General features: G+C 54.8%; 12 protein-coding genes. All 12 read right to left on the reverse strand.

Annotation, left to right across the window (positions count from 1 at the left end):
• Positions 1–9: 9 nt before the first annotated feature.
• Positions 10–1,539 carry a restriction endonuclease subunit S gene (locus IQ273_RS22145; protein WP_194025336.1) on the reverse strand — a complete coding sequence of 510 codons (1,530 nt, stop codon included), beginning with the start codon at positions 1,537–1,539 and terminating at the stop codon, positions 10–12.
• A gap of 8 nt (positions 1,540–1,547) precedes the next feature.
• Positions 1,548–3,512 carry a class I SAM-dependent DNA methyltransferase gene (locus tag IQ273_RS22150; protein WP_194025337.1) on the reverse strand — a complete coding sequence of 655 codons (1,965 nt, stop codon included), beginning with the start codon at positions 3,510–3,512 and terminating at the stop codon, positions 1,548–1,550.
• 26 nt (positions 3,513–3,538) lie between these two features.
• On the reverse strand, positions 3,539–3,904 hold the full coding sequence (locus IQ273_RS22155; RefSeq protein ID WP_194025338.1) for a hypothetical protein: 366 nt from the start codon (positions 3,902–3,904) through the stop codon (positions 3,539–3,541).
• A complete protein-coding gene (locus IQ273_RS22160; RefSeq protein WP_194025339.1) occupies positions 3,901–5,262 on the reverse strand; it encodes a restriction endonuclease subunit S in 1,362 nt (453 codons plus the stop codon). The genes IQ273_RS22155 and IQ273_RS22160 overlap by 4 nt, the downstream gene beginning before the upstream one ends.
• A 232-nt stretch (positions 5,263–5,494) precedes the next feature.
• On the reverse strand, positions 5,495–6,844 hold the full coding sequence (locus tag IQ273_RS22165) for an AAA family ATPase (protein WP_194025340.1): 1,350 nt from the start codon (positions 6,842–6,844) through the stop codon (positions 5,495–5,497).
• Positions 6,837–8,231 carry a hypothetical protein gene (locus tag IQ273_RS22170; RefSeq protein WP_194025341.1) on the reverse strand — a complete coding sequence of 465 codons (1,395 nt, stop codon included), beginning with the start codon at positions 8,229–8,231 and terminating at the stop codon, positions 6,837–6,839. The genes IQ273_RS22165 and IQ273_RS22170 overlap by 8 nt, the downstream gene beginning before the upstream one ends.
• Positions 8,228–9,235, reverse strand: a complete 1,008-nt coding sequence (locus IQ273_RS22175; protein WP_194025342.1) for a hypothetical protein — start codon at positions 9,233–9,235, stop codon at positions 8,228–8,230. The genes IQ273_RS22170 and IQ273_RS22175 overlap by 4 nt, the downstream gene beginning before the upstream one ends.
• Before the next feature lie 340 nt (positions 9,236–9,575).
• Complete coding sequence (locus tag IQ273_RS22180; RefSeq protein WP_194025343.1) at positions 9,576–9,872, reverse strand: hypothetical protein; 297 nt, start codon at positions 9,870–9,872, stop codon at positions 9,576–9,578.
• Positions 9,873–10,380: 508 nt separating this feature from the next.
• On the reverse strand, positions 10,381–10,572 hold the full coding sequence (locus IQ273_RS22185) for a hypothetical protein (protein WP_194025344.1): 192 nt from the start codon (positions 10,570–10,572) through the stop codon (positions 10,381–10,383).
• A gap of 25 nt (positions 10,573–10,597) precedes the next feature.
• Complete coding sequence (locus IQ273_RS22190) at positions 10,598–11,518, reverse strand: hypothetical protein (RefSeq protein ID WP_194025345.1); 921 nt, start codon at positions 11,516–11,518, stop codon at positions 10,598–10,600.
• Positions 11,519–11,535: 17 nt separating this feature from the next.
• Positions 11,536–11,901, reverse strand: a complete 366-nt coding sequence (locus tag IQ273_RS22195) for a hypothetical protein (protein WP_194025346.1) — start codon at positions 11,899–11,901, stop codon at positions 11,536–11,538.
• Positions 11,902–11,926: 25 nt separating this feature from the next.
• A partial coding sequence (locus IQ273_RS22200) for a CHAT domain-containing protein (RefSeq protein ID WP_194025347.1) occupies positions 11,927–12,993 on the reverse strand: 1,067 nt, incomplete at its 5' end.

The raw sequence follows: 12,993 nt of genomic DNA on the forward strand, positions 1-12,993 counted from the left end.
ACTCATGGGTTAGCCTTCGGCGGGGTCTGGGTCGGTGGCTTTTTTGATTAGGTCAGCGAGGGTATCGAGGTCAGGGAAGAGGGGATCGCCTTCGCCATCAAAACCATCGACTTTGAGACGTTCCATTAAGGCGCGATCGGCCTCGGGATTTTCGTAGGCTTTGATCAAATCTTTTTCGGTGAGGTTTGTTTCAGGCTCGATCAATGCTTCAACAAAATATTGAGCAGCTTGAATCAGCCTTTTTGAATAACGGTAAAAGTGTTCGGAAGCTTGATAAAGTGACCACAATTTTTCGCCTTGTCCAAATAAATTTTTAGGAATGCGAATTTTCAGCAACTCATCTTGGCTAATTTCAGGCTGAACCGAACCATAAATTGCCGCCTTTTGAAGCTTTTGGCCAAAAGCAGAATTCAAATAAGCTGTAATTACTGCTGCAATCTCTTCTGACTCAAGCTTTAAGCGGATTAGATGGCTACTAATGACAGCATGAGAATCTTCCTCCATAGGCTGAACAACAGTGCCTATGTTGCCTGTTCTTACAGCCAAAACAGTTTTAGAATCTATAAATGCCTTGTCAGGCACCTCAACTGAATTTCCTACTTGAGGTGCCTTGTCAACTTCTAGACGACCAGATACAACTTCGCTAACAGTAATGTAAGGTATACCATCTGCAACGAACTCTCGACATTCAAAACCATTGCGGATACTCCTCTTTAATGAATTGATAGAAGCATCTTTTCGAGATTCAAGACGAATTGATTCTACCGATGGATCATAATATTTCGCATCTAGCCTATTGGAAAGTCGTTCCGAAGGTGATCGAAAAGACATTCTCGACATAGATACTCTATCAGCCCAGTCGATCTTCTGCTCTAGCAAGCTTAGACGTTCTTTATGAAGTTTTTGGGCTTGTGATCGCAACCGCTCAGCCTGACGAACCTTGTCGCCAATATACTTTTGTGCTTTAACATCTGGCTTGAATACAGGTATTCGCTTAAAGTTAAAAAGATAAATATGTTGTTGCACAGCCCCTCCCCCCTCGCGCCGAAGAAAAGCTTGCCCATATTTTGAGCAAAGTTGAATCGCTAAGAAATAATTGTCAAATTCAGGTGATTTTGGATTGAATTTAATTGTGTCCTGGTTAGAGTTTGCTTTTTCTACCCCTGCTGGAAGGACAGCCACATTTCCAATTGTCCCTGAAGTGGAGACAACTATGTCACCAGCATGAACCTTTGACTTGGTTAATATGTTGTGGGTAGTCTCCGTCACGTACATAAGCTTCTCTTCATTTAGCAAAGGAGACCCTAACGACTCTGCCTTTAAAAAAGGAACTCCTTTAGACGCTTCCGTCCATTCAATCTGACTTGTAAGTGCATAAGCACCAAAAGACCAAGGTGTAGAAATTTCGCCAATTCTCTTGACTGTATAACCACTGTTTTCAAAGACTTCTAAGGCCTCTAAATACTCTTTAGAATAAAAGCCTGTATCGAGACGCTCATCAGTAAGTAGATCCGGTTCAATAATTACTTGCCTTTGCATCTCAGGAATTACTCTCCTCTCCGATAAGCACCCATGATTGGCACCAAATCATTAGGCTGATCAGGTACTTCCTGATTTTGCTTGACCGAGTATCCTAAGGCATCTGCAACCGCCATAAAGACTGAGCCTTGAGTCTCCGCTACAAACTGAGTCTCATCATCTTTCTTCGACTTGCGCTTTTGCACATATAGAATACTGGTCTTCGCCCCAGTACCCGCCAGCTTAAACGCATCACTCGGCAAACTCACAACCGCTTTTACAATCGCTTTGCCACCATTAAACTGATTCGTCTTTTCATCCTTTTTGCCCATCAAATATTCCCGCAAATACCTAGTATTTGCATTGCAAAGAATACTATCCGGCACAACCATCAACAGCCGCCCCCCCGGCTTTAACAACTGCAAACACCGATCTACAAACAACACCGACAAATCCACCCCCTTATCCTTCGGCTTCCACACCCCTTTTTTATCCGGCGTAGCCCCCATTGCCAGCCCGCTGGTCGTCGGCTTCAAAATCCCCTTCGGCTGTTTTTTCTCATCCTCAAACTCAATATCAGTCCTAAATTTGGCCAGTCGCGCCGCCTCTTCTTCCTTCGCCGACTTCGGCGTCCCAAAGGGTGGATTTGTCAAAATCAAATCAAACGAGTTGGGCTGAAACAGATCCGTTGTCAGGCTGTCGCCAATGTTGTAAATATTCGCTCGGTTCGCCCCCTGCAACGCCATGTTCAACCGCGCCAGCCGCACCATGCGGGGCGAGCTATCCGCCGCATAAAAACTATGCTCCAGCATGTCTGTCCAAAGCTGCTCAAACTCCTTATCGCTTAAGTTCGAGTTCTCCAACAGCAACCGGAGTGGGGGCAACAGCGTCACCAAAAAGCCGCCCGACCCACCAGTGGGGTCGCACACCTTAAACGCAGGCTTGCCATCGGCATCTCGCTCAATCAACCGCCCAAACGATTCCAGGTCATTCGCAATATCGTGCAGCACCATATCTACCATTGCCCGCTTCACCGGGTAGGGGGTGAGGTAGATACCAATCCCCTCTTTTTGAAACTTGTGCCGCAAAAACACATCAAACGATCGCCCCAGCACATCCCCACTCATGTGGGCCAGCGTCCCCTTCACCGGATTACCGTTTTCTCGAATGGGCTGGCCGTTGTTATCTTCCAAATTGCCCAGGTCTTGCAACAGGTGAATGAGGGTCGCATAGTTCTGCGGGTTCGACAGCTTCAGGTGATCCTGCTCTGTAAAGATCGGGTAGGGCTGCCCCTCCTCATCGGTCGTCACGTAGTCCTTATGCCCCTTCAGCGCATCAAACGCCGTCCGCACCTGATCCACCGATTCCTTCTTATCTTCCTTACTGCCCTGCTCAAACCGCTCCGGCTTAAACACCTCATCCAGGGTTAGCGTCTGGTTCTTATACTCAAACGTCTTCTCCGCCTCCGGGTGGCGCAGGCGAAACAGCTCTAAAAAGATAAATTTCGCCGTCTCGTCGATGATGTCATTTTTGCCATCCACCGTATCCCGCACGCTGGAGTACACCTGCTCGTGGAAATCATCAAACCCCTTCTGGAGCTTGTGATACACCTTCTGCGACCACTTAAACGTCTGCTCCACCCGCAGCCGAAAGATGTCATTAATCAAGCTGGCTTCCGGCAGTTGGTCAAGTTCGTAGGGAGCCGCCGGGTTCAGCTCAAAATAGCGGGTCTCCTTACCATCGCTCACCACCGCCGCCACCGGCTCAGGCTGGCCCAGCTCATAGCTCAGGGTCAACACTTTGTCGGCGGCCTGGTCGTCAAAATACGCCTCCGGCACCACCGCCAGCATCACCCGCTGGGTCGGGGCACCATCCTTGGTTCCCCAACACACCGCCGCCTGGGTATTTTCCTGCCCAACTTGGCCAACCTCAAGCTCCTTATAGCCCAGAGGTTTGCACGTTTCTTTGTAGAGGGCTTCTAACTGCTCGTTCATGCGTCTGTCTATCTCTCTCAAAGGCTTTAACGTTTACGAATCCGGTTAGGCGGCACCACCTCTAGCTCTGGGTGCTGCTCCGCCAACTGGCATAAAATTTGCGGGGTGGCGATCATCCCCGGTGGCAGCCGCCGCACCAGCGCCGCCGCCGGAATGGGAGTGGAACCAACCACCTTTAGTAACGCCGTCACCATCGGGTCTTCCTCCGCCTGGTCTACCGCCGAAAACTGGTCGTCTTCCCAGGTCACCTCTGGCAGGCACCGCAGCAACAGCTTCACCTGGGCCGCACTCCAGCCACTCCCCTGGGACTGGGCCAGGCGGTGCAGCTCCGCCCCGCTCCCCGGCTCTTGCCGCACCCGCGCCAGCAGCTGATCGACAATCTCTGGCGTCATAGCCCCACCTCCTGCAATGCCTGATCGATCAAGTAGCGCACCTTTACCCGGATCTCCCCTTGGTTCTTCTGTACTTCAGCCAGCTTTTCTAGGGTAAGGCAAAGGGACTGGTGAAACTCTTCTCCATCGGAACCATTTAACAAAGGCGGCACCCTCACCTGGCTCAGGGCTTCTCGGCTGACCATCTGCTGCACCACGCCGATGGTGCTTTGGGCCAATTGCCACTTTACCACTGGGGTGTTGAGCACCAGCGCCAGCGCCCCTGGCCAAGAGGACTTGAGCCGTACCCAGTAGTCGGTCAGGTAAATCTCATGGGGGCGATCCGTTCCATCCAGTCCTGGCTCGGTCATAGGCGGATGGTTAAACACCACCTTAGGCGCACTCCCCAGGGTAGACAGCAGCACCTCACCCGGCTCCAGGGGAGCGGCTTGCAGGTTAGACAGGCGACTGTTCACCGCCGATTCCTCTGGTAGTTTGAAGCCAAACCGCTCGTTCACATCCGACAGCCGCAGCACCCGCAAATCGGGGGAATCTTCTCCCTTGAGCCGACCGCGCCCCCACCGGGTCGATTGCACCCATTCTTTTAGGGGCCGCCAGCCCAACAGATCAAGTTCGGCCTGAAAACGTCCCAGGTGGGCAAACCCTGGCAGCAGCACATCATCCAGCAACTCAGGGCTGAAGAAAGCGGGCGATCGGGCATCGGGCAAATCTGGGAGGGTGGCGGTAATCTTTTCCTCCAGCTCCGTTTGCAGTTTTTGCAACGCTTCTAGGGCAGAGAAATGATCCGCTTCCAAATCAGCCCAGCGGATTGCCAGATCTCCTGCCTCCTCCGGCACAGGCGGATAGCTCAGCCCTTTGATATCTCGCGCACTTAGCCGGGGTAAAAGGGTGCCCGATACCTGGTTGGCCAGCCGCTGCTGAATGGCTGGATGGTTGAGGTATTGGGTGAGCCAAAACCCTTCAGCTTCTTTTAGTCCTCTTACCATGAACCAGTTGTCCGCCAGGGGTAGGCGAGGGGTGGCCTCGGTTCCCCAAGTGGCCCGAGGGGGGGCGAGTTGAGTAATGGCTACATCCCCCGGCTGCATTTGGTGAAGCCGCAATTTTTCAGGGATGCCCTCCAGAGAATCTTTCTGCCAGTACTCGATGGGCGGTTCTAGGGTATCGCCCGCTAAGTCGGGCACTCGGTAAAGGGGCATTTGCTGTAAGTCAGCGTCCAGCATGTAGAGCCGCAGGGAAGAAGCGACCATGGCGCGATCGCCCACCTGCCGCCAGCCCTCCCCCTCAGGCAGAGCATAGATCACCCCTAACGGATCCCACCGATCCGCCAGGGCGTTTCGTTTTACCCGAGCAACTTTCATGGCTAGAGCCCCCGCTTTAGTTTTGCCTGGGGCATACCCCAGGCCCCTGCACCCGATCGGTAGCTGATCATAGACATCTCCTGATTTTGGTTTGGCATTAAGCCCATTTCTAAATCTGTCGGTTAAGAAACCGGGTTTCTTAGTCTCCTAAAGAGCCCTCACCCCCAGCCCCTCCCCGAAGGGCGAGGGGAGAGAGAAAACCTAGGAAGAAACCCGGTGTCTGTACAGGCCGCTAGGCTGCGATCCGATGAGGGGCCAACTTCGCAAACACCTGCCTGTGAATCTGCCACCCATCCAAGATGGGCTCCTCTCCACAGCCCAGGTAGGCCGGGGCGGATGGGGGTGGCCCCTCCAGTAGCTCACGGTCAGCCGCTCGTCCCACCACAAAGCAAGCCTGGCGGTGGCGGGTCATCATCACACAGAGTCGTCCCGCTTCTACATGAAAGGCGTCTGCCTCCATCTGCCCCGCCAGCGGGTGCCAGGCCACCATCACCTCAAATGTCCGCCCCTGGAGCTTGTTAGCGGTATCCACCACCACCTGGTTCAGCCCCATCTGGCCGAGCTGCCAGAGCAGATAGTTTCTTTGGTCATTGTGGGAAACTGCGATCGCGATATCTCGCTGGGTAACCGCCCGTCCGTGGGGGTGCCGTTCGCAGCGCCCCACCGGGTTACGCGCCAGCAACCGCTGCACCAGGTGAGTAATCGTGTCGATGGTGTCTGGGTCTGCCGAGACCACATGCCCGGCGGGCAGTTCAACATGCGCCCAGCCATGCACCGCCCCATGTTCTAGCGCCGCATCTATATAAGAGTGAGTGCTGGTGGTGCTGGGAGAGGTCAAAGCCAGCTGCCGCACCCCAGCTAGTACCGCCGACTCAAACTCATGGTCCCCATAGAAGGCTCGCACCACCGGCACAGCCCGAGGGTCGAGCCGCCGGGTAATCGGCAGTCGCAAAACCGGGGTCGTAGGATGGTGCCGCCGCAGCACATCCACCGCTGTTTGCAGCGGGTCTTCTGCTAACCCTCGGTAGCGATCGCCATCGGCAATGGTCGTAAACGGGCTGAGCTGCCCAGGGTCACCCACCAGCAGATGGTGCGGGGCCAGCCCTCCCACGGTCAGGTAGTGGGTTGAGTTGGCCTGGTAGGCCTCATCCATTAACAACAGGTCAAAATGGCCTAAATTCCCTCGGGCATGGGCATCCCCCAGCTTGTTTAAGGTGCCGACTACGATCGATGCCTGGTTCGCCGTGCCAAAATCCGTTGTCACTCTAACGTTGGTGGGCATAGCGGCGGGCACTTCAGATCGCCGCCTCTGGGATATATATAGCGTTACGACTTCGTGGGAAAGCCGTTCGGCGATGTCCTTAGTCAGGTCAAAGGCCTGTTCGTTCGTGGGCGAAGCCACCACTACCCTGGCTTCTGCGGCTCGCACGGCCTCTACAGATCGCACGATAAAGGTGCTTTTGCCCGCACCCGCAGGCCCGAGGGTGGCTAAGGCTCCCTGGTTGGAGAGGTTGGCCAGGGTGTGGGCGATCGCGTCGGCAATTACTGCATCGGCAGCGCTGGTCACGTCAGTATTAAACATCGGTCGTTCCTCCGGGCTGGTGAGTCCATGGGGCTTGTTGGGGTAGGCGCATTTGGTACTGGTTGTCCAAATTGAGCACCGAGAAAATGGCGGTTTGCCCAATCTCGGGACGATCCGCGTTCGGGTTTTGGTTTTCATGCACCAGCACAAAGCGGTACAGCTCTTCGGTCACGGTGGGGGGAATGATTTCTCGCAAATCCCACGGGTTGCCATCAGGGCATCCTGTCCACCAAAGCTTGGTTCCAGGCGACATTCGGCATACTTCGCTGAGGGCTAGCACCAGCCGGGGGCGGCGTCTGTTGTAGCCATTCACCCGTTCTCGGTGTTCGAGGTCTAGGCTCACCACGGTGCCCAGTACCGCCTGGTCTTTGGCAAAAAACGGCAGCATTTTGAGCGGATCGGCGATCGCCTCCTCTGCTTGTACCTGGGTGGTCGCTGCCTCTTTGCTAACAAACTCTCCAGCCGCCGCTTTGGGGTGAGTTCTGGTGCTAAACCGGTTACCATCTTGCACGTAGGCCAGCTTGTTGCGGTAGAATCCACAGTCTTCTAGCCAGCGCCGTTCTACATAGGTGGCTTCAGGGTATTGGCGTTCGCGATCGACACATCGCCAACAGACATCCCAAGTTTGTCTGAGCAGTGGCTGGTAGTGATCTTCAATTGGCCCAAGAAGAGGCCTAACCACAGATAGGTCAGTTGCACCTACTCTCAATCCATTGAACGTTTCCAGGAGTGGCTGCAACGGGCGATCTTCCCGAACCGTGGGGTGAGGGCCAATGAAAGCCTGACCGGTTCGGTCTAAATCCTCCAGGGTTTCAAACCCACCGCCTGGTAGGGTCGGCTCAATATAGGCATCTAAGGCAGACAACCGCTGAGTTTCATCCGTAGGCAGTGGAAAGGCCCAGTGATGGTTCACCAAGTCGTTAATGGGAACCAAAAGCTGCTGCCCAGGAAAAGACGCTCGGTCAGTGAGGATGCGCAGGTACTTTCCTAACGTGCTCACACTTTCAGGAATCCAACTCTGATTTGCCAAACAGCGGCGGTGGATTTGCCAGAGCACCTCGACCGATGCCTGGTTCGGAACTAACACCTGGGGCACTTTATCTTCCCTGTTGCTCATCCCCTCAAAATAGGGGTTAAACTCCTCTGCCAACCGCTCTAGGAGGTTAAGCAATAATCGTGGGTTTCGGGGGTCACCCGCGACGGCAAAATTAAAATCGTCTGGGGTTCGCCCCCAGGCGACCGCCGCCGTACTAAAGGGCTGGGCTCCTAAGGTCAGCATGACCAGCATCAGGGGATCTGGGAGGATGCGCCGATGGCAGTAATGGGCGGTGCGACAAGCTCGACTCACAGAGAAAGTGTGGGCCGTCATATAACCTTGAAAACTCATGCGACTTCCTCCGTAACGTGTAGTGTGGTCAGAATTTGGTGCACGTGGGCCATACATCGCAATCCCTCTGCAACGGCCCGCTCTTGTAGAGTCGGGGTACTGCCAGTAGCCAATTCGTGGGCACGGTGTAGGCTACTCACATTGGGTAGTTGTCGCTGTACGGCCCCGCCGATGAAATCGATCGAGCCTGCCGCGTGGGCATGTCTGCGGCAAAACTTTGCTAAGGGGCAGGCTTTGCCGCAATCGGGAGTGTAATGGGTGCCGAAATGCGCGGTGAGAGCCTCTAGTCCCGCAATCCGTTCGTGCTCTGGTCGAGATGGGTCGGCAATGGGAGTTAGATCAATCTCAACCGGTAGAAAGCCTAAGCTCCCTGCCAGGTGGCTCACCTGTTCCACCCGCTGTCTCGCCTGAAATACTCGCCGCTCAACTGGGGTAACGGCCATATTCAGGTTTCGGCCCGCATTCAAAGGCGTGACCAGCACCGCATCCAGGGGCACTTGGCTAATATCTCCCTCTAAGAGGTGAACCAACCTCTGCAAGAACAGGAGATAGAGAGCAATCTGCTCGAAGGCAGACCCCAAGCTCTTGGCATCGCGGGCTTTGCCATCAACGATGGGGAAACTTTTGATCTCGATGGGGCGAATAACCCCGGCCTGGTTAATCGCCAGCACATCGATCTCAAAAAAGCGGCGGCGGCCAGCAATATTCAGGCTAAGCACCGCCCCCACAATAAGGTTTGGGGTTTCGGGTTGCCCCTCAAGAATCTGCTGAATAACAAGCCGCGTGCGGGTCGCTCGGTCTGTTATGCCTTCCAGATTTTTGGGATAACCGTCGCGCAGGTTCAGCACGCGGGTATCTCCGGGGGCAAAATCCAAGTGCTCCTGGCAAAGCGCCAGGAGGGGCGCGCAGTCATCCGCCAACACCCACTGCTCAAATTTGACTCCGCGCAGGAGGGTGAAGTGGGATTCACCACTACGCAGCTCATAGTCAGTTCCTTTAACCAAGGAATTAAGGTCAATATCGTCTCGTAAACTCGCGGCTGCCGTGCCGCATCGATGGGTTAAGTTAACCTGTGCAAGGCGGCGAACATCAATTTTTGGCATAGTCGTGCTCCAAAGTCCCAGAATGACTCGCCGGATGCGGTAGCCAAGTCTGGTTGCACTCTGGGTTTAATAGTGGCAAGGACTCTAAGAAGGGGTAAAGGTTTGGTGGAGTTGCCGGGGCTGACTCCGCCAGATCTATAACTAACCTCCTCAAATTCCCTAAATGAAGGCAAACTACTGGAGACCTGCAAAGAATGCAGGCCCAGCTACCGCGCCAGTAATCGGAAATTACGCGCGGGCGTTAACCCTCCTCCGCCACCTTCTCTGGCAGCACGACAGTCGCAAGCAACCCCTGGACGATCTCTAGGTTTCGGTTGCCCATAGCCCAGTGAACCAGGCTATACAAACAACCGGCATCTAAATCCGCCGGGGCTATTCCAATCTGTGCGCTGATGCCAGCACGATGGAACTTAACCAGGTAATCGACTGCGATCGCTGCCACCTGTCTGGCATCCTTAGGGGTTGTGATCAGCCCCCGCACCTGCTTAGACAAAGGATCAGCGACACAGCCTGAATCAGTTGCTGTGTTAGAATTCATTCAACTAAATAAATAAACTGTCGATTCCCAGCCGGGGGTCGGCATTTTTTTGCAAAAAATCCTTAGGCAAGCCCGGCTGACTGATGCACCTAAAGATAGAATACAGCAAGTTTGCCAAAAGTGCAAAACCTTCCGCGATCGCGAAGTGTAGATACACGGGAAATCAGAAAATCGGATTCTGCCGTTTAGCTCCTTACCCAGGCTACTTTGGCCAAAGTGCCTTGGCGACATAGGCGCTGGTGCCGATCCAAGGCTCTTGACTATACAAGGACAGAGCGGGTTGATTGGAAGTAGTCCTTGGGAATGGCCTTGGCCACTTTATCCAAAGTGAGACCAAGGCCATGGCATTGTCCTTAAAATCTGGTGTAGCTGCACAGTAAATTATAGAGTGCGCTCTTCCCTAGCTTTGTAATACGGACATAGGGGCAGCAATAGCCACCCGTAGGCTTAGCCTGATTTTAGCTCCGGCAGTCATGATTCCGCAGCCAATGGACGACAGCACCATGGGTTAGCGGTTGTGCAATAACTCGTTCACCCAAGCTGGATCCTCCGCTAATAGCGCTGGTAGCGGCACAGAGGCTTGATAACCTACCCGAATGCCGCACCGCTCTAACCCAGCTTGCGATCGACTGGCCTCTTCTTTGGCTGCATCAAGGGCTGCATCAAGGGCTGCATCAAGTAGACCTGTTGAAAGCCCCATGCCGAGAGCGATAATCTTGGCATGATTATGATGTATGCGGGCCATGGAAGTCTGGCATGTTGGGGTCAGGGCCACGCCAGAGACGGTCGGTGAGCCATTTCCCGACTCGGCGTTCCTCATCGGGAGCGTGGGGGATGGGCACGTTCAGGGCTTGGTAAAGTAACTGACGATGCAGATCAAAGGTGGCCTCGATTAAATTGGCATAGACACTGGAAGCATCCACGGCCCAACCGTAAGCAAAGCAGGCCGATACGACCCCCATGGGGAAAGCCCACCAGGCCCAAATACTCCAGATTAGAAATAGCAGGCTCCAGAACACGAGACGCACGGCGTTGCTCAACTCGGTTTGGGCAGCTTGGAGGTCTTTTTTGACGGCCTCGGGGAGCAGTAGCCAGAGACGTGGCCAGCAGACGATCGCATCCAATCCATAGCGGTAGTAGGGGCGGCGTTCGGCGGCGCGGAGAATGTTGCCCAGGCGGGTGGGGAGGAGGTCGTCTTCTTGCTCTGGCCACTGGTGCAGGGCGCGATCGCACCGCACAAATTCTGCCCGTTCGGCGGCAGTAGCAGTGCTATTTTGCAGCTTGGGGTTGAGCTGTTTGAGGGTTTTGAGAATGCGGCGGCGATGCGCTTTTTGCCAGTGCAGCAGCGGTATAGAGAGGCGGCGTACACCGGGATACCAATAGCCTTCTAGCCCGCGCAAAACAGCGGTGTCAAACCGTTGGGCCACGAAGGCAGAAGCGGCAACAGTGCAAAGGGCGATCGCAATTAGGCCCAGTTGCATCGGGTCAGAGAACTGCTGGAACCAAGCTTCGATTGGGGCGAAGCCATAGCGATCGGCGTAGGCGAGTAAGCCCCCGGCCCAGAAGACAAAGGCAGGGGTCAGGAGGGTGGCGACCCATTGGTCGGCAAGTTTGCTACTGACGCCTTCGAGAAGTTTGGTGGGCATAGCGGCAGGGGCCAGGGTTAAACGCGATGAAGCACGGCATCGGGATGATCGGAGCAGGGGTCGGGATCCATGCCGAGGAGGAAAATCACATCGCGGTAGTCGCAGTGGGGGCAGGCGTAGATGAGGCCACTGGGTTGGGCGACCATGTCACCCGCCAGTTGGGAGACGGAGCGAGTTGCTACCTCTTGATTGAGATATTTTGATCGCCAGCGTTGGGTCTGGGGCGATTGCTCTAGGGTTTCCCAGATTTTAGCGATGTCTTGAGTCGCCAGATGGCTATTCAATTGTGCTTGCAACTGGTTAGCGGTTGGTTCATCCAGCAGTTTCGGCAAGACTGGAAGGATGGCTTTGGCTGCACCGAGAATTTCTTGCGGATCATACATAGGGGGAAATATATAAGGAGGAAATTTAAACGCCAGTGTAGCTAAAGGCAGCCCAGTAGAAGGGATGGGCGTAGGGGCGATCGTCTGGAGTGGGGGTAAAGAAGCCGCCGTAGGCAGCAATTTCCCCAGCAGTGCTGTCCCGCAGCCAGATTTGGGCTTGACGCAGGGCTTGGTCGGGGGGTAGGCCATCCTTGCGCCAGAGGTCGTAGAACTTGGTCAAAAGCAGCATGGTACTGCGATCATCCACGGCCCAGAGGGAGGCAATGACAGCAGCGACACCGGCTTGGAGCAACCCGGTGGGCAGGCTGATGGCTTCGTCCGCGTTTTCAGTGCCAATCATTCCAGTTTCGCAGGAGGAGAGGACGGCGAGTCGGAGACCTTCGTTGCCTCGGGCTGTGTCCACCAGGTTTAGGGCGAAGATGTCTTTGAGGGTGAGCAGACCATCGCTCATGAACAGTCCGCTCGCAAGGGGTTCATCGAGATTGGCGATGCCATGGCAGGAGAAGTGGGCAGTGGTGGCGTTGAGCAGTTGAGAGCGCACCTGGTCTACGGTGGCTTTGTCATTGCTCAAAACGGTGTATTCGAGGAAGGTGGAAATCACTGCCTGGACTTCTTGCGCGGAGGCGGGTAAGTCGTTTCGGGGGTTATCGACTGCGAGGATTGAGTCCGCTTGGACGCGATCAGCGATTGCCCGAGCAGCGGTGAGGGATTGAGCGTTGGGGGCGTAGGTGATGGAGAGGTGATCGAGGGCGTAGCGGCGTGTTTGGGGGTCGCGGACTGCGTGGAGGGGCAGCAGGCTAAGGAGTTCGGTGGGAATGAGGGTGACTGTGGTGGTGGAGGAAGTTTGCATGGCTTCCACTAGGGGAGCTATCAGGGGTGCCCACAGGCTTTCTAAGGTGTGATCGAGGGTGCTGTGCCAAGCCTGATAGTTTTGCTGTTGTTGAGTGTAAGCATTAAACCAGCCAGTGTTGTCGTCGTTTTGGAGTAGGGCGATCAGTTGCGTTTGGGTGAAGTCATTTAGCCAAAGGGGCTGAATCTGGTCGGGGGCAGTGAGGATTAGGGCAAGGCTGCCCTGAGGGGTGGGGATAAGGT

The sequence above is a fragment of the Nodosilinea sp. LEGE 07298 genome (assembly GCF_015207265.1).
GTDB lineage: Bacteria > Cyanobacteriota > Cyanobacteriia > Phormidesmidales > Phormidesmidaceae > Nodosilinea.